We start from the raw sequence: 22,908 nt of genomic DNA on the forward strand, positions 1-22,908 counted from the left end.
TCCCTCCGCTCAGCGCGCGGTCGAGGTGTAGGGCAACAGGGCGACCTCGCGCGAGTTCTTCACTGCGACCGCGACGTCACGCTGGTGCTGGCGGCAGTTGCCGCTGACCCGACGGGCCCGGATCTTGCCGCGGTCGGAGATGAACTTCCGCAGCAGGCCTGTGTCCTTGTAGTCGATGTCCTGGTCCGTGTCCTTGCAGAACGCACAGACCTTCTTCTTGACCTTACGCAAGATGGGTTTGGGCATGGGGTGCTCCTGGGTGGTTCTGGTGTGGGGGCTTAGAACGGAGGCTCGTCGTCCGCAGCGGGGCCACTGCCGGCAGCCGGTGCCGAGCCCCACGGGTCGTCGTAGCCGCCGGCCGGGGCGGACCCACCGCCGCCACCTCCGCCGCCGCCGCCGTAGCCGCCGCTCCCACCACTGCGGGCGACCTTGTTCACCTTCGCCGTGGCATAGCGCAGCGAGGGCCCGACCTCGTCGACCTCGAGCTCGACGACGGTGCGCTTCTCGCCCTCCCGCGTCTCGAACGACCGCTGCCGCAGCCGGCCGGACACCATGACCCGCATGCCGCGGGTGAGCGACTCGGCGACGTTCTCCGCCGGCTGCCGCCACACGTTGCAGCGCATGAACAGCGCCTCGCCGTCCTTCCACTCGCCGGACTGGCGGTCGAAAGTGCGCGGGGTGGAGGCCACGGTGAAGTTCGCGACGGCCGCACCCGACGGGGTGAAGCGCAGCTCGGGGTCGGCCGTCAGGTTGCCGACCACGGTGATGACAGTCTCGCCAGCCATGATCAGCTCGCAGCCGCGGGGACGCGCTTGCGCTCGAGGCGCAGGACCTTGGTGCGCAGCACGGACTCGTTGAGCCCCAGCTGGCGGTCGAGCTCGGAGACGGTCGCCGGTTCGCAGGTGACCTCGAGGAGCGCGTAGATGCCCTCGGCGTTCTTCTCGATCTCGTAGGCCAGGCGGCGCTTGCCCCAGATCTCGATCTTCTCCACCGACCCGCCATCCGTGCGGATGACGTTCAGGAAGGTCTCCAGCGACGGCTGCACCGTACGCTCGTCGAGGCTCGGGTCGAGAATGACCAACAGCTCGTAGTGACGCATGAGAACCAATCACCTCCTATGGACTGGTAGCGGCCACGGTCGGTCCGCGGCAGGAGGTTCTCACCTAGCCCCGACAAGAACGGCTCGCCGCGAGGGCGGACGTCGGCGGCCACGGGAACGCGGCCGATCGGGGCGGTACCACAGAGTACCAACCGGGTGAGACCGCTCCGACCGGGCGGTCCCGAGGCGGCGCCGGAAACCGTCGGGGGAGGTCACTACTCTAAGGGCCATGCTCATCGGTGCCCACGTACGAGAGGCAGACCCGGTCGCCTCGGCGGCCGAGCGTGGCGCAGGGATCGTGCAGATGTTCCTCGCCGACCCGCAGGGGTGGAAGAAGCCCCCGGCGCACCCGCAGGCGGCGGAGCTGCGCGAGGGCCCCCTGGCGGTCGTCGTGCACGCGCCCTACGTGGTCAACCTGGCCTCGCCGAACAACCGGATCCGCATCCCCTCCCGCAAGCTGGTGACGCAGCACGCCGTGGGCGCGGCCGAGGTCGGCGCCATCGGGCTCGTGGTGCACGGCGGGCACGTCACCGCGAAGGACGACCCCGCGGACGGCGTGGAGAACTGGCGCAAGTTCCTCGCCCGCCAGGCGGACGAGGGCGGCTTCCCGGTGCCCGTACTGATCGAGAACACCGCGGGCGGCGACTTCGCGATGGCCCGGCGGTTCGACGCGCTGGCCCGCCTCTGGGACGCCGTCGCCGAGTTCGACGTGGGCTTCTGCCTCGACACCTGCCACGCGTTCGCCGCCGGGGAGGACCTCACCGACGCGGTCGACCGGATCAAGGCGATCACGGGACGGATCGACCTGGTGCACCTCAACGACTCGCGCGACGAGTTCGGTTCGGCCCGCGACCGGCACGCGAACATCGGCGACGGCACGATCGAGCCGGACGTCCTCGTGGCGGTCTGCGCCGCGGCGGGCGCGCCCGTCGTGGTCGAGACCCCGGCGGAGGGCCAGGCGGCGGACATCGCGTTCCTGCGCGAGCGGCTCGGTTCGTGACCCCGTGACGGGCGTGGCCGCCGGCCTGACCCCGGACGTCGCAGGCGACGCCCGGGCGTCGAGGGGGCGCGCGCCCGGGCCCGGCCGACTGCTGCTCGCGGTCGTCGTCATACTCACCGGGCTCACCCTGGTCGCCGGGTACGCGAACAAGGCGCGCTGCGTGGGCCCGGAGTTCGACGCGCAGGGCCGCAGCGCCCCCGACTTCACGGTCCGGGCGAACCGCGACGTCTGCTACTCGGACATCCAGAAGCTGTGGCTGGGCCGCGACATCGACCTGCACGTGTTCCCCTACCTCACGGGGTCGATCACGCCGGAGGGCGAGCTGCGCGGCGGCACCGTCGAGTACCCGGTGCTCTCCGGGCTGCTCATGTGGGTCGCGGCCGTACCGTCGCACACCGACGGGGAGTTCCTGGTCTGGTCGGCGCTGCTCATGGCGCCGTTCGGGCTACTGACGGGCTGGATGCTGGGTCGCATGGCCCGCTGGCGGGCGCTGCTGTGGGCGCTCGGGCCACCGCTGGTGCTCTACGCCTTCCACAACTGGGACCTCCCGGTGGTGGCCTGCGCGGTGGGAGCGGTGTACGCGGTGCACTGCTGGCGCACCCCGCGCCCGCTGGCCGACCGGGCCGTGGTCGCCTCGGTGCTGCTCGGGCTCGGTTTCGCGTTCAAGCTCTACCCCGGCGCGTTCGTCGCCCCGCTCGCGCTGCTGGTGCTCACCGCACCCGGACGCGGCGCGCCACCGGACTGGCGGGGCGCCGCGCGGGTCGTCGCGGCCGCCGTGCTCACGGTCGTGCTGGTGAACCTGCCGTTCGCGATCGCGGGCTACGAGGGCTGGCGCGCGTCGTTCACCTTCCAGGAGCTGCGGAAGGTCGACATCACCACGAACTCGGTCTGGTACTGGGGCTTCCGGCCCTGGTCGGAGCCGACGAACCTCGACTTCCAGGCGACGGTCGACCGGCTCTCGCCGGTCCTCGTGCTGGCGTCGTTCACGATCGCGCTGGCGGTGGGCTGGCGGCGGTGGCGACGCGGCGACAGCCACTACCCGTGGATCGGGGTCAGTGCCGCGATGCTGTGCGGCTTCCTGCTGCTGCACAAGGTGCACTCGCCGCAGTACACCCTGTGGCTGCTGCCGTTCTTCGTGCTGCTGCGGGTGCGCTGGGGGTGGATCGTCGCCTACCTGCTGGCCGACCTCGCGATGTACGTCGGCATCTTCCGCCTGTTCTACCTGCTCAACGCCGGGATGGACGTCGGCGTCGGGGGCGGGTTCGCCGCCCAGGCCGTGGCCATCGGGGTGTGGGGCCGCGCCGCCCTGCTGGTGGGGCTGTTCATCGTGATGCTGAAGGTGCCGACGACGATGGTCAGCGATCGGCTCGCCCCCGCTACCGCGGTGCGGACGAGCTGAGCACCGGTCGGCGGGCGACGAGCTGCCCGCTCCCGGACGGCGGGGCCGGCCACTCCGGGTCGTCCACACCTGGCGCAGCCGGGCCGACGGCCGCGCGGACCGGGTCCGTGTCCGGTCGCAGGATGCTGCGCACCACCAGCACCATCAGCACCACCACCAGAGCGTCGCGGGCGACGACGGCGCCGAGGAACCAGTCGGGCGGGAGCCCCCGCGCGGCGGGCCCGACGTAGTAGAACATCCGCGGCACCCACACGAGCGCGTCGAGCGTCATCCACGCCAGCAGCAGGCGCCAGCGGGGCAGCGCGAGCACGGCCAGCGGCACCAGCCACAGTGAGTACTGCGGGCTCCACACCTTGTTGACCAGCAGGAACGCTGCGACGACGAGAAAGGCCAGCGACGCGAGCCGCGGGGGCCGCGGGGCGCGGCGCACGAGCAGGGCCACCCCCGCGCACGTCGCCACGAACAGTGCAAGGACGACGGCGTTGAGCAGCGTCGGGATCTCCCCCGACGCGAGATCGCCGTCAAACCCAGGCCAGCCGGTGAAGTAGGAGACGACGTACCACAGCGAGTCGGGATCCGCGGTCCGGCTGTTGTTGAGCTGGAAGAACTCCCACCAGCCCGCGGTCCAGACCAGCGCGACCGGCACGTTGACCACCGCCCAGGTCCCGAGCGCCGCCACGGTGGTGCGCACCACCGTGCCCGGATCGCGGCGGCGCATGCCCAGCAGCACCAGCGGCACCAGCAGGAGCAACGGGTAGAGCTTGAGGGCGCCGCCCACACCCAGCAGCACCCCGGCGAGCACCGGCCGGCGTCGGGGGAACGCGAGCAGCCCGGCGGTCGCGAACGCGACGGCGAGCGCGTCGAAGTTGGTGAACACGTGCACCGCCACCAGCGGCGAGCCGGCGACGAGCACGGCGTCCCACGGCCGCGCGGGACGCAGCCGGCACACCGCCCAGACGGTGACCAGCCAGGACGACGCCAGCCAGAACGCGCCGACGGTGAAGTAGACGACGACCGGGAGCCCGCTCGGCAGCCACGGGTGCTGCGCGACCAGCGCAAGCCATCCGGCGGTCAGCCGCGCGTTCGCGTACTGGAAGAAGCCCGTCAGCACCGGGTACTCCATGTACTGGACCTGTTCGGTGGCCGTGCCCGGGTCCTGCACCCACGAGTCGCGGTACGGCACGGCCCCGCTGTCGAGGCGCTCGATGCCGTAGAGCGGCACGGTGTCCGAGTAGCACATCGCGACGTACTGGCGGTTGTTGCGCCAGTCCAGCGCGAGCCCGTCGTCCGTCTTGTACTGCTGGAGGCACGGCGCCTTGCCCAGCCAGCCGAGTGCCAGGAGGGCGACCGCGACGAGGAGCATCGCGCGCAGCGGCGTCCAGAACCGGCTGCGCCCGACGACCGCGTGCGCCCCCAGCGGGCCACCGACGACCCGGCTCGCGGCAGCCGCGAGCGGCTCCGTCCAGGTCGGGATCACCCGGCCCACGGGCTCCGGGGAGGCGTGCGGTCCCGGCGGGCGGCTCATCCCGTCTACGGTGTCCCGGCGGTGAGGGGCTGCCGGCCCGACGTCCGCGACACCGGCTGGCTGCTGCTGCGCAGACCCGGAACGTCGAACGGGCTCTGGTCGAACGCAGCCCCCTCGTCGGAGGAGTCGTCGCTGCTCGAGCGGCCGTCGGACCCGCTGTCCGAGCCGCTCCCGCGCGAGTCGCCCGAGCTGTCGGAGTCGCTCGAGCTACCCGATCCGCTGCTCGAGGAGTCGCTGTCGGAGTCGGAGTCCTTCTTGTCCTTGTCCTCGTCCGACTTCTCGTCGGAGTCCTCGTCGTCGGAGCCGTCGGACTCCGTCACGACGACCGGCGGCGCGCCGAGCGCGACGAAGGGGGAGAACTGCTCGACGGGGGTGCCGCGCAGCGCTCCGGTCATGAACGTCTGCCAGATCGAGCCGGGCAGCATCCGCCCGAACACGGGGCGCCCGGCCGAGTTCTTGATCGGATCGCTCTGGTCGGTGCCGACCCAGACGGCCGTGGACACCGACGGGGTGTAGCCGACCATCCACGCGTCCTTGTTCTGCCCGTTCAGCGTCGGGTGCTGGACGGTGCCGGTCTTGCCGGCGACCGGCCGCCCGGCCGGGGCGATCCCGCCGGAGGCGGCCACGTCGACCATCGCCTCGGTGACGTTGCGTGCCACCGGCTGCGGCACGACCTGCTGGCCGGTCTCGGTGCCGCGGTCGTAGATCACCCGGCCGTCGGCCGCCGTCACCTTCGCGACCACGTACGGGTCGTGCCGGATCCCGTCGGCCGCGAACGTGGCGAACGCCGAGGCCATGTCGACCGGGCGGACCTCCTTGTCGCCCAGCGAGATGCCCGCCGTCGGGTTCGGCAGCTCGTCGCCTGGGATCCCGGCCTGGTGGGCGGCGTCGACCACGCGCTGCGGACCGGTGTCGATGCCCATCTTGTAGAAGACGGTGTTGACCGACTTCGTCATCGCCTGCTGAACCGTGCAGGGGTTGCAGCTGAACCCTTCGGAGTTGCCGACCCGCACCCCGAGGAAGTCCTGCGGTGACGACCCGTCGTAGGTGCTGCCCAGCCCGACGTCCTGGCGGGAGTCCTGCAGCGCCGCCGAGAGCACGAACGGCTTGAACGACGAGCCGGGCTGCCGCCGGGCCTGGGCGTAGTCGACGCCGACCCCGTTCGAGCCGCCGTAGTACGCCAGGATCGCCCCGGTCTTCGGATCGACCGACACCAGCGCGCCCCGCAGGTTGGCCGGCTGCCCCTTGAGCACCTTCGTCACCGCGGCGACGGCCTGCTCCTGGCGCTTGGAGTCGATCGTCAGGTCGATGGTGAGGCCCGCGGTGTTGATCTCCTGGTCGGTGATCCCGCGGGCTGCGAGCTCGTCCATCGCCAGCTTGTAGACGTGGCCGCCCGCGTCGCCGGGAATGCCTCCGGCCTGTGGCGCCTCCGGCAGGAACTTCGGGAACTGCTCCTGGGCCCGGTCAGCGGCCGGCAGCCAGCCCTGGGCGACCATGCCGTCGAGGACGAAGTTCCACCGCTCGGTCGACTTCTCGAGGTTCTTCGCGGGGTCCCACCGCGACGGCGACTGGATGGTGCCGGCGAGCATCGCGCCCTCGGACACCGTGAGGTCCTTGACGTCCTTGCCGAAGTACGCCTGGCTCGCCGCCTGGATCCCGTACGCACCGCGGCCCAGGTAGATGACGTTCAGGTAGTTCTCGAGGATCTGGTCCTTGCTCTGCTCCTGGGAGATCTTGACCGCGAGGACGATCTCCTTGTACTTGCGCAGCAGCGACACGGAGTCCTGCCCGGTCGAGACCTTCACGTACTGCTGCGTGATGGTCGAGCCGCCGCCGACCCCGCCCGTGGCCTGGTTCCACAGCGCGCGGCCGATACCCGTGAGGTCGAAGCCCGGGTTGGAGTAGAACGACCGGTCTTCGGCCGACAGCACGGACTGCCGCACGTGCTCGGGGACCTGGTCGAGCGTGACGATCGTGCGGTTGACGTTGTCGGGCCGGATGGTGGCCAGCGCGGGGCCGTTGGCGTACTTGAACGTGGCCACCTGCGTGACGGCGGTCTGGTTCGCCGACGGCACGTCGAACACCACCCAGCCCACGAGGAACGCCACCACCGGCGCGAGCAGGCCCAGGCCGACCAGCCCCACGGACGTCCACAGCACCCGGCGCGACCAGCGGCGGCCGCCTCCCGAGCCGTCGCCCGCGGACGGACCGGGACGGTCGTCGGGTGGGGTGGGGCCGCGTCCCGGGGGCGGGGGTCCCGGCGGTGGGCCGTAACCCCTGCGGGGCGGTGCGGCCTGGCGAGCGGCGGCACCGACCGGACCGGGCGCCGCGACCGGCTCGGGCGGGTAGCCCGCCGTCGTCCACCCGCCGCCCGTGGCGTCGTGCGTGAGCAGGGGAACGCCGCCGGCGGGCTGGGGGCGTGGCCCCGGCTGCCGGATCGGCGCCGGCCAGGGTGGCGAGACAGGCGGGACCGGGCGGGCTACGGGACGACCGGGCGGCACCGCCGCCGGCGGACGGCCGACCGGATGCTCCGGGCCGGGGGGGTACTCGCGCTGGTCAGTCAACGCACTCTCCGGGGGGAGTCGATCCGGGGGGAGCCGGAAGGTCGGGGTTCACTCGGCGACGGTCCGGCGTCGCTCGCGGGCACGGCCGGTGCCGGTGTCGGGATCGCCGCCGCTACCCATGACGTAGGAGAGCACCAGGTGGTTCCACCGGCAGCTGTTGCAGACCTCCACGACGTGGACGGAGAAGTCGGCGTGCAGCGCGGCGAGACGCTCGAGCTCGTCGGGTCGCCTGGCACTGCCGGCCGCATGCCGCAGCGCATCGCCGAAGACCCACGAGACGAGCGTGAGCCGCTCCTTGCGGCAGACCGGGCAGGCCTGCTCCGTCGGCTCACCGTGGAAGCGGGCGGCGCGGAGCAGGTAGGGCCCCGCATCGCAGACCTCCTCCACGGCGACGCGACCGGCGTGGACGTCCGCGAGCAGCGCACGGCGCTGCAACGCGTAGTCGACCACCTGTCGCTGGGTACGCACCCGCGTCAGGGTACGCGGGGTGGCACCTGCCCCGGCCCGGACCGCCTGCGCGTCCTGCCGCCAGGTGGGTGACGACGCCTGCCGTCCCTCTTCCGGATGTATCGGATCGATATGCTGACGTCACCCATCGGAGTGCGGCAGGAAGGGTCCCGATGCTCGAGCTGGCGATCCTCGGCCTGCTGTACGAGGCCCCCGAGCACGGCTACGAGCTCCGCAAGCAGCTCAGCACGCGGCTCGGCGGCCTGCGGGTGATCTCCTACGGCTCCCTGTACCCAGCGCTGCGTCGGCTGACCAGAGCCGGGCTGATCGTGGAGGACACCGCCCCGGCCGCCGACGCCTCCTGGTCCCGGCGCGCCCGGCGCGTGTACCGCATCACCGCCGAGGGCAAGGAGCGCTTCGCCGAACTGCTCGCCGACTCCGGCCCCCAGTCGTTCGACGACGACGGCTTCGGCGTGCACCTCGCCTTCTTCTCCCGCACGCCCGCCGAGATCCGGATGCGGATCCTCGAGGGCCGCAGGCGTGCCGTCGAGGAGCGCAGGGAGGGCCTGCGTGCGGTGCTCGCCCGGGCGGGCGAGCAGATCGACCGCTACACCCGCGAGCTGCACCAGCTCGGCCTCGACACCAGCGAGCGCGAGGTGCGGTGGCTCAACGAGCTGATCCAGCAGGAGCGGGCGGCGAACGACCGGACGATCCGGACCGAACCCACGAATGAGAACCCGGGAGAAATATGACCAGCGAACCGACCACACGCCACCATCAGGTCAGGGTGGCCGTCGTCGGCGTCGGCAACTGTGCCGCGTCGCTCGTGCAGGGCGTCCAGTACTACCGCGACGCGGACCCAGCGGTCCGGGTCCCCGGCCTGATGCACGTCGACTTCGGCGGCTACCACGTCCGCGACATCACTTTCGTCGCGGCGTTCGACGTCGACGCGAAGAAGGTCGGCCGCGACCTGGCCGAGGCGATCTCCGCCAGCGAGAACAACACCATCAAGATCGCCGACGTGCCGCCGCTGGACGTGCCGGTGCAGCGCGGCCACACCCTCGACGGACTGGGCCGCTTCTACCGGGCGACGATCACCGAGTCGGACGACGAGCCGGTCGACGTCGCCCAGGTGCTGCGCGACAGCCACGCCGACGTGCTCGTGTCGTACCTGCCGGTGGGCAGCGAGGCGGCCGACCGCTTCTACGCCCAGGCCGCGCTGGACGCCGGGGTCGCCTTCGTCAATGCGCTGCCGGTGTTCATCGCGTCGGATCCCGTGTGGGCGGAGAAGTTCCGGGCCGCCAGCGTGCCGATTGTCGGCGACGACATCAAGAGCCAGGTCGGCGCGACCATCACGCACCGGGTGCTGGCCCGGCTGTTCGAGGACCGCGGCGTGCAGCTCGACCGCACGATGCAGCTCAACGTGGGCGGGAACATGGACTTCCTCAACATGAAGGAGCTCGAGCGGCTCGAGTCGAAGAAGGTCTCGAAGACCCAGGCCGTCACCTCACAGGTCGACCGCGACCGGCAGAATCCCATCGGCCGGGACAACGTGCACATCGGGCCGTCGGACTACGTCGCCTGGCTCGACGACCGCAAGTGGGCCTACGTGCGGCTGGAGGGCCGGGCGTTCGGCGACGTCCCGCTCAACCTGGAGTACAAGCTCGAGGTCTGGGATTCACCGAACTCGGCCGGCATCATCATCGACGCCGTTCGGGCCGCAAAGATCGCCAAGGACCGGGGAATCGGCGGCCCGATCCTGTCGGCGTCGAGTTACTTCATGAAGTCGCCTCCGGAGCAGTACAGCGACGACGAGGCACGGCGTGCCGTCGAGGAGTTCATCCGCGGGGAGCGAGAGAACTAGGTCGTTCATCGGTCGTCGGCCCCGGGCACGGTATCCACCGTATCCGGGGCCGATTTTTTTCGTGGCCGCCTGCCTGCGCCGACGCTCGTTCCACTGTGGATTCCTTTCCGTTCTGGAAATGCTTTCGCCCGCAGAACTCCTTCCAGTGCGGAAACGCTTGCACAGTTCCGGTCTGGAAGGTGTTTCACTCCACCGGCTCAATCACGACCCGATCTCGCCCCGAATCGCGGGTTTGGTGACCGCGCTCACTCTGATGAGTCCCATATCCGCTGCCACTATCCGGAACAACAAGCGTGTGACTCCACCACTCGGGGCATGATTTACCGTGAAGAGGCTCACTAAAAGAAGTAGACCTTTCTGTTATCTACATCATGGCAAAGCATCGAAATGCGTTCGTAATGTTGTAGGCGGCCCCGATGGACCGCAGCTCACCCGGAGCGGCGGGCATGGGGTCACCGCACGGGAGTGCGAGCGCATCCTGCGCCGCCCTCCGATCCGACGCATCAGTCGGGACGGCGGTGCTCACGAAGGACGACGCTGTGTCCCCCAAACCCGTGTCCCTGCGGCCCGCGCTGACCCGCCGCGCCGCCGTCGTCGCCGGGTCCGCCGCGGCCGCCGCCCTGTTCGCCACGGTGCCGGCAGCTCCGGCCGCCGCACCGGCGGCCCCGCCCGCGAGCCCGACAGTCACCGTCAGCACCACCGTGGTGCCGCTCGCCGCGAGGTCGGCCACCATCACGCTCGACCCGCAGGCCGTCGCCGCCGCCGCGCCCGCCGCCGCGCGCAGGTCGGCGATGCAGAAGGCCCTCGGCAAGATCGGTTCGCCCTACCGCTACGGCGCCACGGGCCCCAACGCCTTCGACTGCTCCGGCCTCGTCACGTGGGCCTTCAAGAGCTCGGGCAAGTCGCTGCCCCGCACCAGCAACGCCATGTCGCGCGTCGGCAGCCCGGTGTCGAAGTCGGCCCTGCAGCCCGGCGACCTGGTGTTCTTCTACAAGCCGGTGAGCCACGTGGGCATCTACATCGGCAACGGCAAGGTCGTTCACGCGAGCAGCCGCAAGAGCCCGGTGAAGATCTCCGACATCAGCCGGATGCCGTTCAACTCCGCCCGCCGCGTCTAGCCCGTCAGTTCCGAGCAGGCGGCCGCCCGGTGAGGCCGGGCGGCCGCCTGCTCGACCGGCGTCAGACGACGACGTTCACCAACCGGCCGGGCACCACGATCAGCTTCCGCGGATCGCGGCCGTCCAGGGCCGCGACGATCTTCTCGTCCGCCAACGCGGCGGCCTGCACGGCGGCGGCGTCCGCGTCGGCGGGCACCGTCACCCGCGATCGGACCTTGCCGTTGACCTGGATCGGGTACTCGACCGTCTCCGCGACCAGCCACCGCTCGTCCGCCACCGGGAACGGGCCGTGCGCCAACGAGGCGTCGTGCCCCAGCCGGGACCACAGCTCCTCGGCGACGTGCGGAGCCAGCGGGGCGAGCATCTGCACCAGCGGCTCGGCGACCAAGCGCGAGACCGCGCCGCCGCGCTTGGTCAGGTGGTTGTTCAGCTCGATCAGCTTCGCGGCGGCCGTGTTGTAGTGCAGGGCCTGCAGGTCCGTGTGCACCCCGTCGATGGTGCGGTGCAGCAGCCGCAGCGTCGCGTCGTCCGGCTCGTCGTCCGAGACCCGTGACGCGCCGGTGGTCTCATCGACCAGGTTGCGCCAGACCCGCTGCAGGAAGCGCTGCGACCCGACGACGTCGCGGGTCGACCACGGCCGGGAGACGTCCATCGGCCCGGTCGACATCTCGTACAGGCGGAAGGTGTCGGCGCCGTAGCGCTCGCAGATCTCGTCCGGGGTCACCACGTTCTTCAGTGACTTGCCCATCTTCCCGTACTCCTGGGTGACGGGTTCGGTGTTCCACGTGAAACCACCGCCGGGAGCCTCGACCACCTCCTCGGCCGGCACGTAGCTGCCACGGGCGTCGGTGTAGGCGAAGGCCTGGATGTAGCCCTGGTTGAACAGCCGGCGGAAGGGCTCCTCCGACGTCACCTCGCCCAGGTCGTAGAGCACCTTGTGCCAGAACCGGGCGTACAGCAGGTGCAGCACGGCGTGCTCGACACCCCCGACGTACAGGTCGACCCCGCCGGGGTCGCCCGGACGAGCAGGGTCCTTCGCCATCCAGTACTGCTCGATCTCGGGCGCGCAGAAGTACTTGTCGTCGTGCGGGTCCAGGTAGCGCAGGTAGTACCAGCACGAGCCGGCCCACTGCGGCATCGTGTTGGTCTCGCGCCGGTAGGTCCGCAGGCCGTCGCCCAGGTCCAGTTCGACGTTCACCCACTCCGACGCGCGCGACAGGGGCGGCTCGGGTTCGGTGTCGGCGTCGTTCGGGTCGTACGCCTTCGGCGCGTAGTCCGCGATGTCGGGCAGCTCGACCGGCAGCTGGTCGTCGGGCAGCGGCACCGGGCCGTGGTCGTCCCAGACGATCGGGAACGGCTCGCCCCAGTAGCGCTGCCGGGAGAACAGCCAGTCGCGCAGCTTGTACTGGACGACGGCCTCGCCTGCGCCCCTGCCGACCAGCCAGTCCGTGATCGCCCGCTTGGCCTCCGCGACGCCCAGGCCCTCCAGGCTGATCTCGTCGTTGTGCGAGTTGATCGCCGGTCCGTCGCCCGTGTACGCCTCGCCGTCCCAGCCCTCCGGCGGTGCCACCGTGCGCACGATCGGCAGGCCGTACGTGGTGGCGAAGTCCCAGTCGCGCTGGTCCTGCGCGGGCACGGCCATGATGGCGCCGGTGCCGTAGCCCATCAGCACGTAGTCGGCGACGAACACCGGCACGGCCTGGCCGTTCACGGGGTTGACGGCCAGGGCGCCGGTGAAGACGCCGGTCTTGTCCTTGTTCTCCTGGCGGTCCAGCTCCGACTTCCGCACGGCGGCGGCGCGGTATGCGGCCACCGCGTCGGCAGGTGTCGTGGCACCGCCGGCCCAGCGGGGGTCGGTGTCCATCGGCCAGGCGCCGGGGACGATCTGCTCGACCAGCGGGTGCTCGGGTGCCAGGACCATGTAGGTGGCGCCGAACAGCGTGTCCGGGCGGGTGGTGAAGACCTCGATCGCGGCCTGAGAGGATTCGATTCGGGCGCCGACGACGTCGAACCGGACCCGCGCGCCCTCGGACCGGCCGATCCAGTTGCGCTGCATGGCCTTGACCGAGTCGGGCCAGTCGAGCCGGTCCAGGTCCGCCGCCAGGCGGTCCGCGTACGCGGTGATCCGCATCTTCCACTGCTTGAGGTTGCGGCGGAACACGGGGAAGTTCCCGCGCTCGCTGCGTCCGTCCGCGGTGACCTCCTCGTTCGCCAGCACGGTGCCCAGCCCGGGGCACCAGTTGACCGGCGCCTCCGAGATGTAGGCCAGCCGGAACGAGTCGACGACGTCGCGCCGCTCGACCTTCGACAGCTCCGCCCACGGCCGCCCGTCCGGGGTGGGGCGGGTGCCGGAGGCGAACTCGGCCTCCAGCTCCTCGACCGGCCGCGCGCGCCGCTGCTGCTCGTCGTAGAAGGAGCCGTAGATCTTCAAGAAGATCCACTGGGTCCAGCGGTAGAAGTCGACGTCCGTGGTCGCGACCGAGCGGCGGTCGTCGTGCGCCAGGCCCAGCCGGCGCAGCTGCGCCTTGTAGCGGGCGATGTTGGCCTCGGTGGTGGCACGCGGGTGCGTGCCGGTCTGCACCGCGTACTGCTCGGCGGGCAGGCCGAAGGCGTCGAATCCCATCGCGTGCAGCACGTTGCGGCCGGTCATCCGCAGGTAGCGGCCCAGCACGTCCGTGCCGATGAAGCCCAGCGGGTGGCCGACGTGCAGCCCGGCACCCGACGGGTAGGGGAACATGTCGAGCAGGTACACCTTCTCGCGCTCGCTGCCCGGCTCGCCGGGGTCGGGCGCGCGGAACGTCCCCTCCTGCTCCCAGCGGTCCTGCCAGCGCAGCTCGATCTCCTCGGCCAGCGCCGCGCCGTAGCGGAACGGGGTCTCCGTGCTCCGCGCCGCGTCTCGCGTCTCCGCGCCGGTGTCCGTGCTCATACTTCACCTCTGGTGCTCGGGGCCCGGAAAACAACCGACCCCTCGCGCCGCTCGGGCAGGAGGGGTCGCCGCGCCGGGACGCTGGTCGTCGACCGGCGCGGCTACGCGAGAAGCAGCTCGCGGGCCATGCGGCCAGCGTAGCCCCGCAGGGAGGAGCCCCGCACCGGGGTTGACCTACGCTGGAGCGGTGTCCGCCGCCCCGCGTCTCGTCCTCGGCTGCGCGCTGCTGCTCGCCGCCGCCGTGCTGCTGACCGTCGCCGTGCTCGGGGCACGCGGCCGGCTCCGCCGCAACCCCTGGGCGGGCGTGCGGACGAGCCGGACCCTGGCCTCGGACGAGGCGTTCACCATGGCGAACCGGGTGGCGGCAGCCCCCCTCGGAGCCGCCGGACTGGTCGCCCTGCTGGGCGGCGTCAGCCTGATCGTGGGCGGCCCGGCTGCGGTCGTCTGGACGGTGCTCCTGGTGGCCACGGCCGGGATGCTGGGGCTCACCGGCCTCGGCGGCGCGGTGGGCGACCGGGCGGCGGCCCGCGTGGAGGCCCCGACGTCGGGATGCGCGGGGACGTGTGCGGGATGCGACCTCGTGGCCGGGTGCCGCCCCGCGGCGGACGTGCCGGAGAGCCCCGCCCAGCCCGCCTGACGAGCGCTCAGTTGTGCCGCGCGTCCACCGGGAACGTCGCCAGCAGGGCGAGCGGGACGCCCTGGCGCCGCAGCACCCGCGACCACAGGTCCTGGCCCTGGCCGGCCAGCACGTCGTCCGGCAGTGCGGGGACGACGAACCAGTCGCCGCGCGCGATCTCCCCGGCCAGCTGGCCGGCGTCCCAGCCTGCGTAGCCGGCGAACACGCGCAGACCGCGCAGCCGCGGTGCCAGGGCCTCGGGATCGCCGTCCAGGTCGACCAGGGCGACGGGGCCGTTCACCGCGACCAGCCCCGAGATCCCGTCGGCGCGGTGCCCGGTGCGGAGGGCGGCCAGGCACAGGGCGGTCTTGCCGTCGACCGGACCGCCGACGAACACCGACGGCGGCCGCGACGACAACGGCGCCCAGCCCGGCAGCACGTCGTTCAGCGCCACCTCGCTCGGCCGGTTCAGCACCACGCCGAGGCTGCCCCGCTCGCGGTGCTCGATGAGGTAGACGACGGTGCGACGGAAGTTCGAGTCGAGCAGCCCCGGCGCCGCCACGAGCAGCGCGCCCGGGCCCACCCGGGTCGCAGAGCGGTCGTCCACGGCTCCATCGTCGCATCCGCGACCGGGTACCGGGCCCACCGGCGTGCGCCCGTGCCGTGATCGTCCTGTCGTAGCCTCGTAGCCGTGTCGACCCCGCCACCCGGACGGCTCCAGGAGCCGTCGACGACCCCGCCGGCTTCGCCGACGGCGGTGGGTACCGAGCGGCTGGGCTGGCTGCGGCTGCTCCGGGAGAGGGGTTTCCGGCGGCTGCTGGCCGTGCGCTTCGCGGCGCAGTGGGGCGACGGCATGTTCCAGGCCGCGCTGGGCGGGGCGGTGTTGTTCAACCCGGAACGGGAGGCCGATCCGCTGGCCGTCGCCGCCGGGCTCGCCGTGATCCTGCTGCCGTACTCGCTGGTGGGGCCCTTCGCCGGGGCCCTGCTGGATCGGTGGGACCGCCGCCGGGTGCTGCTCGTGGCGAACTGCCTGCGTGCGGTGCTGACGCTGGTCGTCGCCGTGATCGTGTTCGCGGGCGTGGCCGGCGCGCCGCTGTACCTCGCCGCGCTGACCGTCGCCGGGGTGAGCCGGTTCGTGCTGGCCGGGCTGTCCGCGGCGCTGCCGCACGTCGTCACCCGACGCCACCTCGTGGAGGCCAACGTCGTCGCCGCCACGGCCGGGGCCGGGGTGGCCGCGCTGGGCGGGGCCACCGCGATCGGTGCCCGCGCGCTGCTCGGTGCGGGCGACGCGGGTTCGGCACTGACCACTGCGGTGGCCGCGGTGGGATCGGTCCTGGCCGCGGTGCTCGCCGCGGGCTTCGCGGCCCGGCTGCTCGGTCCGGACCGCACCGACGAGCCGGACCGCACGCTCGTCGCCGTCGCCCACGGCCTCGTCGACGGTGCCCGGGCCACCGCGCGCACACCGACGGTCGCGGCGTCGTTCCTCGCGCTGGCCGCACACCGGCTGGCGTTCGGTGTGTCGACCCTGCTGATGCTGATGCTGTTCCGGCACACGTTCACCGGCACGGGAGTGCTGCGCGGCGGGATGGGCGGCGTGGGGGAAGCGGTCGTGCTGACCGCGGCCGGGCTCGGCGTCGCCGCGCTGCTCACCCCGTGGCTGGTGCACCGGCTGGGGCGGCCGTGGACGGTGCGGATCGCGCTGCTCGCGGCCGCCGGGACCCAGGTGGCGCTCGCGGCGTGGCTGACGCTCCCCGCCGTGCTCGGGGCGGCCTTCCTGCTCGGCGCCGCAGGGCAGGTGGTGAAGCTCTGCGCCGACGCGGGGGTGCAGAGCGAGGTCGGCGACGAGGTCCGCGGCCGGGTCTTCGCGCTCTACGACGCGGTGTTCAACGTCTGCTACGTGCTCGCGATCGCGGTCGCCGCGCTGCTCGCCCCGCCGACCGGCGTCGCCCCGCTGCTGATCGCCGCGACGGCGGGCGTGTACCTGCTCGGCCTGCTCGCCCACGACCGGGTGCTCCGCCGCGCCCGCCGCCGCCGGACGGAACCCGACGAGGACCGGACGAGCGGGCCGCTCGCCGCATAGGTTCCGACGACGGCCCACTCGTCCGATGAGGGGGCCTATCCGATCCCGTTCTCCGCCGCCCACCGTCGGAGCTCGGCCTCCGCCTCCTCCGCACCGAGCGGGCCGCGCTCCATCCGCAGCGCGAGCATGTACCTGTAGGCCTTCCCCACGAGCGGGCCCGGCGGGACGCCCAGCAGCTGCATGATGGCGTTGCCGTCGAGGTCGGGACGGATCGCGTCGAGCTCCTCCTGCGCACGCAGGGCCGCGATGCGCTGCTCGAGCGAGTCGTAGCTGCGCTGCAGCGCCGCCGCCCGCCGCCGGTTGCGCGTGGTCGAGTCGGAGCGCACGAGCGCGTGCAGCCGGTCCAGCAGCGGGCCCGCGTCCGTGACGTAGCGGCGCACCGCCGAGTCCGTCCACTCGCCGGTGCCGTAGCCGTGGAAGCGCAGGTGCAGGAACACCAGCTGCGTGACCTCGTCGATCACGGCCTTGGAGTAGCGCAGGTCGCGCAGCCGCTTACGCGTGAGCTTCGCGCCGACGACCTCGTGGTGGTGGAAGCTCACCCGCCCGTCGGACTCCTTGCGCCTTGTCGCGGGCTTGCCGATGTCGTGCAGCAGCGCCGCGAGCCGGAGCACGAGGTCGGGCCCCGCGGTCTCCCGGTCGATCGCCTGCTCCAGCACCACAAGCGAGTGGGTGTAGACGTCCTTGTGCTGCATGTGCTCGTCGATGGCCAGGCGCATCGCGGGGACCTCGGGCAGCACGTACTCGCACAGGCCGGTGTCGACGAGCAGCTCGATCCCGCGCCGCGGATGCCGGCCGAGGACGAGTTTGGTGAGCTCGACCTGCACCCGCTCCTTCGTGATGCGCGCCAGCTCCCCGGCCATCGCCGTCATCGCCGCGACCACCCGCGGCGCGGGGGTCAGCCCGAGCTGGGAGACGAAGCGGGCCGCGCGCAGCATCCGCAGCGGGTCGTCGGCGAACGACTCCTCGGGCGTGGCCGGCGTGTCGAGCGTTCCGGCGGCCAGGGCGGCGAGGCCGCCGTGCGGGTCGACGAACCGCCGGTCGCGGCCCTGCTCACCACCCGTCAGCTCGACGGCCATCGCGTTCACGGTGAAGTCGCGGCGGACCAGGTCGTCGTCGATCGTCTCGCCGAACGCCACGACCGGATTGCGGCTCACGCGGTCGTAGGCGTCGGCCCGGAACGTGGTGATCTCGACGGTCGTGCCGTGCCGACGCGCGCCGACCGTGCCGAACGCGATGCCGGTGTCCCACACCGCCTCGGCCCAGCCCTCGAGCACCGCGAGGACCGCGGGCGGGTGCGCGTCGGTGGTGAAGTCGAGGTCGGTCTGCTCGGTGGCCCTCGAGGAGATCTGGCTGAGCAGCGCGTCGCGGACGCTGCCGCCGACGAGGTAGAGCCGGTGGCCGGCGGCGGCGAACCGGACGGCGAGCTCGTCGGCCACGGGGTGGATCGGGACGAGGTCCACCGCCGCATTCTCCTGGGCGCGCACGAGATCGGGGGGGACGACGGGGACAGGCACGGCGAACCAGTTTAGGCGGCGCCCGCGGGCCGCGACCGGGGCCCGGTGGCGCGCGCGTGACGTGCACCCGGCCGCGAGGTGGCCGCATCGTTACCATCGCCGCATGTCCACCTCCCGCGGTCGCTCCGGCGGGCGCCGCGCGGGCCGTTCGGTCGAACGTCGACGCCGGTTGCGCACCGTCGACGAGACCTCCGCGGGAGGCCTCGTGGTGGACCACCTCCGTCGCCGGGCCGCGCTGATCGGCCGTCTCGACCGGCGCGGCCGGCTCCTGTGGTCGCTACCCAAGGGGCACATCGAAGTGGGGGAGACCGCCGAGCAGGCCGCGGTGCGCGAGGTCGAGGAGGAGACGGGCATCATCGGTCGCGTGGTCGCGCCGCTGGGCACCATCGACTTCTGGTTCGTCGCCGAAGACCGTCGCGTGCACAAGACCGTGCACCACTTCCTGCTGCGTGCGCTGGGCGGGGAGCTGTGCGACGACGACGTCGAGGTCGCCGAGGTCGCGTGGGTGCCCCTCGGCGAGCTGGAGTCGCGGCTCGCCTACGCGGACGAACGGCGGCTGATCCGGCGCGCCACCGAACTGTTGGCGGACAGCGCGTGACCCGTGCCGCGGCCGTCGCCACACGGCCGCCCGCGGTGGCAGGCCGGCCACTCGCGGCCCTGCTCGCCGTTCTGTTCCTCGTGCTCGCGGGCCTCTTCTCCGCTCCGGGCACCGCGGCGGCGCAGCCGGCCGCCACCGTTCCCGCCCCGGCAGCGTCCGGGCCGCTGCGGCTCGAGCTGGCCGGTCTGACGCCCCGTGTCGTCACCTCCGACAGCCCGTCGACCGTCACCGTGACCGGAACCCTGCGCAACACCGGCGACCGCCCGGTCGACGACCTGGAGGTCCGGCTGCAGCGTGGGGAGGCGCTGCGCACCGACGGCGACGTGCGCGACGCCCTGGCCGGCGACGGCCGCGTCGACGCCGCCACCCCCGCGTTCACCCCGCTGCCCGGCACGCTCGCCCCGGGCGGATCGCTGCCCGTCGAACTCACCGTTCCGCTGCGCGGCGCCCCGACCGACGGCCTCGCGCTCGCCCAGCCGGGCGTGTACGAGGTGCTCGTCAACGTGAACGGGGTGCCGCGCGACGGCCTGCGTGCCCGCGTCGCCGCCGCCCGGCTGCTGCTGCCGGTGCTGTCGCTGCCGGCCGGTCCGGGTCCCGCCGACGTCCCGGTCGATCCCCCGAAGCCGGGCGGCCCCGCCGGTGTCACCGTGCTCTACCCGCTGGTCGACAGCCCGCACCGGCTGCCGGCGGTCCCCGGGGAGCAGACGCTCCTCACCGACGACGACCTCGCCCGATCGCTGGCACCCGACGGCCGCCTCGGCGGCCTGCTGACAGCGTTCGGCAAGGAGGCCCCGTCGGGCTCGGCCGTTCGCGGGGCGACCTGCCTGGCCGTGGATCCCGACCTCGTCGCCACCGCCGCCGCGATGCGGCAGGGCTACGCGGTGCGCGGGCCGGACGGGACGGTGCCGGGCACGGGCGCCGAGGTGGCAGGCACCTGGCTGGACACGCTGTCGGCCGCCGCGCGCGGCGGCTGTGTCGTCGCCCTGCCCTTCGCCGACGCGGACCTCGTCGCGCTCGCCCGCGGGAAGCTCACCGACCTCACCGGGCCGGCGGTCGCCGACGGGCGGGCTGTCGTCGCGGAGATCCTCGGCACACCGGTGCTCGACGCCACCACCTGGCCGAGCGGCGGTGTGCTCGACGAGGCGGCGCTGGCCGGTGTCGCCGCCGCCGGCACGCGCACCGTGGTGCTGGACGCCGACGCCGTGGCCGGCGGTGAAGCCGGGGAGACGGGCGGTGCGGTCCCCGTGACCGTCGGCCCGACCTCGCTGGTCGCCGTGCTCACCGACACCCTGCTGACGCGGGCGACGGCCGCCCCGGACACGCCCGCCTCGATGGGAGGCGGCACCGCAACCACGGTCTCCGCTGCTGCGACGAGCCCTCCGCTCGCCACCCAGGACGCGGCCGCCACCCTCGTGTTCCGCGCCCTGGCCCGTCAGGGGCAGCCGGTCAGCGGCGGTCCCCCGATCGTCCTCGCTCCTCCGCACGTCTGGAACACCGACGAGACGGGCGCCCGTGCGCTGCTCGCCACGGTCGACCTCCTGCTCGACTCCGGTCGGCTGCGGGCACGCGGGCTCGCCGACGTCGTCTCCGCCGGACCCACGACGCCCGGCCCCGCGCGGCAGGCGGCGGACCCGCTGCAGGCCGGCAGCCGCGACATCCCGCCGACCGTCCTCGAGTCGGTGCGCGAGATGCGTGCCGACGTTCTCGACCTGCGCTCGGCCGCCGTGCCCGAGACCGGGGTCGGCGCCTCGGTCGACGCGACGTTCACGCCGCTGCTGCAGGCCGTGCTGCGGCCCGCGTCGGCGACCTGGCACGGCCGCCCGGATCTCGCGACGGCGGCGGCCACGGCGGCGGCCGCCCGGATCGAGGAGCTGCGTGAGTCGATCCGGGTACTGCCTCCGCCCAGCCCGTACTCGCTCGGGACGACCGACGCGCCGCTGCTCCTGACGGTGGCGAACGGGCTCCCGGTGACGATGGAGGTGCGCCTGAGCATCTCGAGCACGACCGGTCTGCGGGTCGCACCGATCCCGCCGCAGCGGATCCCCCCGCTGGGCAGACGGCAGGTGCAGGTCAGCGCGGAGGTCGTGCGGTCGGGGCAGTTCTCCGTCGAGGCGACGGTGCACAGCCCGGCGGGCCGGGCGCTCGGTCCGCCGAGCCGCCTGCAGGTGCGCTCCACCGCCTACGGCACGATCACGGTGTGGTTGACGGGATCCGCGGCGGTGCTCCTCGTCGTGCTGGCGGCGTACCGGGTGGTGCGCCGGATCCGCGGCGAACCGAGCCCGCGCGACCGGACGGGTCCCTCGGTGGGCCCCCCGGCCACCCTCGGTCCGCCGGTGCCCGAACCCCCGACCTCGGACTCCCGGACCGTGGAACGGGACCCCCCACCGCCGGTCGCGACGAACCCCCCGGCGCCCGTGCCGGAGCCGCCGACGACACCGCTCGGCACGCCGCGCGACCCGGAGCCCCCGACGCGTCCGGTACCGGCCCGCCGCCCGTGACCAACCCGGACCGGCCCCGCCGCGGTCCGTCGCTGGGTCGGGCGAGCAGCCTCATGGCGGTCGCGAGCCTGGTGAGCCGCATCACCGGGTTCCTCCGCCAGCTCGCGCTCGTCGCCGTGCTCGGCCTGGGCGTGGTCAACGACTCCTACACGGTCGCGAACACCCTGCCGAACATCGTCTACGAGCTGCTGCTCGGCGGCGTGCTGACCAGCGTGATGGTGCCCCTGCTGATCCGCGCGCAGACCGAGGACGCGGACGGGGGCGAGGCGTACACCCGTCGCCTGCTCACGATGGCGGGTGCCGCACTCGCCGTCGCGACCCTCGTGGCGATGGCCACCGCGGCGCTGCTCACCCGGCTCTACCTCGGCGGCAGCGGATCGGCGCACGCACAGCTCGCGACGGCCTTCGCCTGGCTGCTGCTGCCGCAGATCTTCTTCTACGGTGTCGGCGCGATGCTCGGCGCGCTGCTGAACACCCGCGGGGTGTTCGGGCCGTTCGCCTGGGCGCCGGTGCTCAACAACGTCGTCGTGCTCGGCGTGCTGGCGGCCTTCGTCGCCGTCCCCGGCGAGATCAGCCTGGAGCCCGTCCGGTTGAGCGACCCGAAGCTGCTGGTCCTCGGGATCGGCACGACGCTCGGCATCGTCGTCCAGGCGCTGATCCTGATCCCGTCGGTGCGCCGCACCGGCTTCCGCTACCGGCCGCTGTGGGGTTGGGACCGGCGCCTCTCCGAGACCGGCGGCCTCGCCGTCTGGGTCGTCGCGTACGTCCTGATCGGGCAGGCCGGCTACATCGTGACCACCCGCGTGGCCGCCGACGCCGCGCCGGGCAGCGTGGCGATCTACGCCAACGCCTGGTTGCTGCTCCAGGTGCCTTACGGCGTCCTCGGCGTCTCGCTGCTGACCGCGCTGATGCCACGCATGAGCCGGGCGGCCGCAGAGGGACGGATCACCGACGTCGTCGCCGACCTCGCACTGGGCACACGGCTGTCCGCGGTCGTGTTGTTGCCCGTCAGTGCACTGCTGACGCTCTTCGGCACCCAGCTCGGCGTGGCCCTGTTCTCCTTCGGCGCGGGATCGGCCGGCGAGGGCTCGACCCGGTTGGGTGCCACCCTGGCTGCGTCCGCGTTCGGCCTGCTGCCGTTCGCGGTGATGATGTTGCAGGCGCGCATGTTCTACGCGCTGAAGGACAGCCGCACGCCCACGCTGCTGCAGCTGGTGATCGTCGTGGTGAAGATCCCCCTGCTCCTCGCCGCCCCGTTCGTGCTTCCTCCGGAGTGGGTCGTGCTGGGGCTGGCGGCGGCGAACGGGCTGTCGTTCCTGGTGGGCTGGGTCCTGGGCCAGGTGCTGCTGCGGCGGCGGCTGGGTCCGCTGGGCACCGGCCCCGTGCTGGGAGCGCTGCTCCGGATGGCCGTCGCCTCGGTGGTCGGCGCCGGGCTCGCCTTCGGGGTGGTGCTGCTGGTCGGCCCGGCGCTGCCCGCCGTCGGTCCCGTGGCAGGGTCGTGGATCGAACTGGCGATCGCGGCGGTGATCGGCGGGCCCGTCGTCGTCGCGGTGATGCTGGCGCTCCGGATACCGGAGGTGGCGGCTCTGCGCCGTCGGGTGACGGGTAAGGTGGCGCACCCCACCGAGCGGGGCGAATCCGGGCGGTAGGCCTTCCCCTG

General features: G+C 72.9%; 19 protein-coding genes. 10 read left to right on the forward strand and 9 right to left on the reverse strand.

Features of this window, described 5'->3' with window-relative positions:
* Positions 1 to 9: 9 nt before the first annotated feature.
* The 3 genes from rpsR to rpsF are packed head-to-tail and all read right to left on the reverse strand — an operon-like array spanning position 10 to position 1,099.
* Positions 10 to 246: a 30S ribosomal protein S18 gene (gene rpsR, locus RM445_RS01945; protein ID WP_311554180.1), complete on the reverse strand. Its 237-nt coding sequence runs from the start codon at positions 244 to 246 to the stop codon at positions 10 to 12.
* A gap of 32 nt (positions 247 to 278) precedes the next feature.
* Positions 279 to 785, reverse strand: coding sequence for a single-stranded DNA-binding protein (locus tag RM445_RS01950; protein ID WP_311554181.1), 507 nt, complete (start codon positions 783 to 785; stop codon positions 279 to 281).
* 2 nt (positions 786 to 787) lie between these two features.
* Positions 788 to 1,099: a 30S ribosomal protein S6 gene (gene rpsF, locus RM445_RS01955; RefSeq protein WP_311554182.1), complete on the reverse strand. Its 312-nt coding sequence runs from the start codon at positions 1,097 to 1,099 to the stop codon at positions 788 to 790.
* 229 nt (positions 1,100 to 1,328) lie between these two features.
* On the opposite strand from rpsF, the gene RM445_RS01960 reads away from it, so the two are divergent.
* Together RM445_RS01960 and RM445_RS01965 are read left to right on the forward strand one after the other, a co-directional pair.
* A complete protein-coding gene (locus RM445_RS01960) occupies positions 1,329 to 2,099 on the forward strand; it encodes a deoxyribonuclease IV (RefSeq protein ID WP_311554183.1) in 771 nt (256 codons plus the stop codon).
* A 4-nt stretch (positions 2,100 to 2,103) separates the two neighbouring features.
* Positions 2,104 to 3,498, forward strand: coding sequence for a glycosyltransferase family 87 protein (locus tag RM445_RS01965; RefSeq protein WP_311554184.1), 1,395 nt, complete (start codon positions 2,104 to 2,106; stop codon positions 3,496 to 3,498).
* On the opposite strand, the gene RM445_RS01970 is transcribed toward RM445_RS01965, so the two are convergent.
* Genes RM445_RS01970 through RM445_RS01980 form a run of 3 tightly spaced genes read right to left on the reverse strand, consistent with a single transcriptional unit; the run spans position 3,476 to position 8,055 of the window.
* Positions 3,476 to 5,023 carry a glycosyltransferase family 87 protein gene (locus RM445_RS01970; RefSeq protein ID WP_311554186.1) on the reverse strand — a complete coding sequence of 516 codons (1,548 nt, stop codon included), beginning with the start codon at positions 5,021 to 5,023 and terminating at the stop codon, positions 3,476 to 3,478. The two genes, RM445_RS01965 and RM445_RS01970, sit on opposite strands and share 23 nt — an antisense overlap.
* A gap of 5 nt (positions 5,024 to 5,028) precedes the next feature.
* Positions 5,029 to 7,587 (reverse strand): transglycosylase domain-containing protein, encoded by a 2,559-nt coding sequence (locus RM445_RS01975; protein WP_311554187.1) that lies wholly within the window; start codon positions 7,585 to 7,587, stop codon positions 5,029 to 5,031.
* A 48-nt stretch (positions 7,588 to 7,635) separates the two neighbouring features.
* Positions 7,636 to 8,055 (reverse strand): DUF5318 family protein, encoded by a 420-nt coding sequence (locus RM445_RS01980; protein WP_311554188.1) that lies wholly within the window; start codon positions 8,053 to 8,055, stop codon positions 7,636 to 7,638.
* A gap of 152 nt (positions 8,056 to 8,207) precedes the next feature.
* Between RM445_RS01980 and RM445_RS01985 the strand changes: the two genes are divergently transcribed.
* The 3 genes from RM445_RS01985 to RM445_RS01995 all read left to right on the forward strand — a co-directional run bounded on the left by RM445_RS01985 (position 8,208) and on the right by RM445_RS01995 (position 11,016).
* Positions 8,208 to 8,786, forward strand: coding sequence for a PadR family transcriptional regulator (locus RM445_RS01985; RefSeq protein ID WP_311554189.1), 579 nt, complete (start codon positions 8,208 to 8,210; stop codon positions 8,784 to 8,786).
* Positions 8,783 to 9,898 (forward strand): inositol-3-phosphate synthase, encoded by a 1,116-nt coding sequence (locus RM445_RS01990; protein ID WP_311554190.1) that lies wholly within the window; start codon positions 8,783 to 8,785, stop codon positions 9,896 to 9,898. The genes RM445_RS01985 and RM445_RS01990 overlap by 4 nt, the downstream gene beginning before the upstream one ends.
* 539 nt (positions 9,899 to 10,437) lie before the next feature.
* Complete coding sequence (locus RM445_RS01995) at positions 10,438 to 11,016, forward strand: NlpC/P60 family protein (protein ID WP_311554191.1); 579 nt, start codon at positions 10,438 to 10,440, stop codon at positions 11,014 to 11,016.
* Between the two features lie 61 nt (positions 11,017 to 11,077).
* Here RM445_RS01995 and leuS read toward each other — a convergent pair whose 3' ends face one another.
* Positions 11,078 to 13,942: a leucine--tRNA ligase gene (gene leuS / locus RM445_RS02000; RefSeq protein ID WP_311554192.1), complete on the reverse strand. Its 2,865-nt coding sequence runs from the start codon at positions 13,940 to 13,942 to the stop codon at positions 11,078 to 11,080.
* A 187-nt stretch (positions 13,943 to 14,129) separates the two neighbouring features.
* Here leuS and RM445_RS02005 point away from each other — a divergent pair, with 187 nt between their 5' ends.
* Positions 14,130 to 14,579 carry an SdpI family protein gene (locus tag RM445_RS02005; protein WP_311554193.1) on the forward strand — a complete coding sequence of 150 codons (450 nt, stop codon included), beginning with the start codon at positions 14,130 to 14,132 and terminating at the stop codon, positions 14,577 to 14,579.
* Between the two features lie 7 nt (positions 14,580 to 14,586).
* On the opposite strand, the gene RM445_RS02010 is transcribed toward RM445_RS02005, so the two are convergent.
* Complete coding sequence (locus RM445_RS02010; RefSeq protein ID WP_311554194.1) at positions 14,587 to 15,165, reverse strand: YqgE/AlgH family protein; 579 nt, start codon at positions 15,163 to 15,165, stop codon at positions 14,587 to 14,589.
* Between the two features lie 84 nt (positions 15,166 to 15,249).
* On the opposite strand from RM445_RS02010, the gene RM445_RS02015 reads away from it, so the two are divergent.
* Positions 15,250 to 16,638 carry an MFS transporter gene (locus RM445_RS02015; protein WP_311554195.1) on the forward strand — a complete coding sequence of 463 codons (1,389 nt, stop codon included), beginning with the start codon at positions 15,250 to 15,252 and terminating at the stop codon, positions 16,636 to 16,638.
* Positions 16,639 to 16,673: 35 nt separating this feature from the next.
* On the opposite strand, the gene RM445_RS02020 is transcribed toward RM445_RS02015, so the two are convergent.
* Entirely contained in the window at positions 16,674 to 18,152 is a 1,479-nt protein-coding gene (locus RM445_RS02020; RefSeq protein ID WP_311554196.1) for a CCA tRNA nucleotidyltransferase, read from the reverse strand.
* Between the two features lie 103 nt (positions 18,153 to 18,255).
* Here RM445_RS02020 and RM445_RS02025 point away from each other — a divergent pair, with 103 nt between their 5' ends.
* The 3 genes from RM445_RS02025 to murJ are packed head-to-tail and all read left to right on the forward strand — an operon-like array spanning position 18,256 to position 22,897.
* Positions 18,256 to 18,750, forward strand: coding sequence for an NUDIX hydrolase (locus tag RM445_RS02025; RefSeq protein ID WP_311554197.1), 495 nt, complete (start codon positions 18,256 to 18,258; stop codon positions 18,748 to 18,750).
* Complete coding sequence (locus RM445_RS02030; RefSeq protein WP_311554198.1) at positions 18,747 to 21,248, forward strand: DUF6049 family protein; 2,502 nt, start codon at positions 18,747 to 18,749, stop codon at positions 21,246 to 21,248. Before RM445_RS02025 ends, RM445_RS02030 begins: the two co-directional genes overlap by 4 nt.
* 53 nt (positions 21,249 to 21,301) lie before the next feature.
* Positions 21,302 to 22,897, forward strand: a complete 1,596-nt coding sequence (gene murJ / locus RM445_RS02035; protein ID WP_311554199.1) for a murein biosynthesis integral membrane protein MurJ — start codon at positions 21,302 to 21,304, stop codon at positions 22,895 to 22,897.
* Positions 22,898 to 22,908: the final 11 nt, after the last annotated feature.

It is taken from the genome of Pseudonocardia charpentierae (assembly GCF_031845345.1).
In the GTDB taxonomy this organism is placed as follows: domain Bacteria; phylum Actinomycetota; class Actinomycetes; order Mycobacteriales; family Pseudonocardiaceae; genus Pseudonocardia; species Pseudonocardia charpentierae.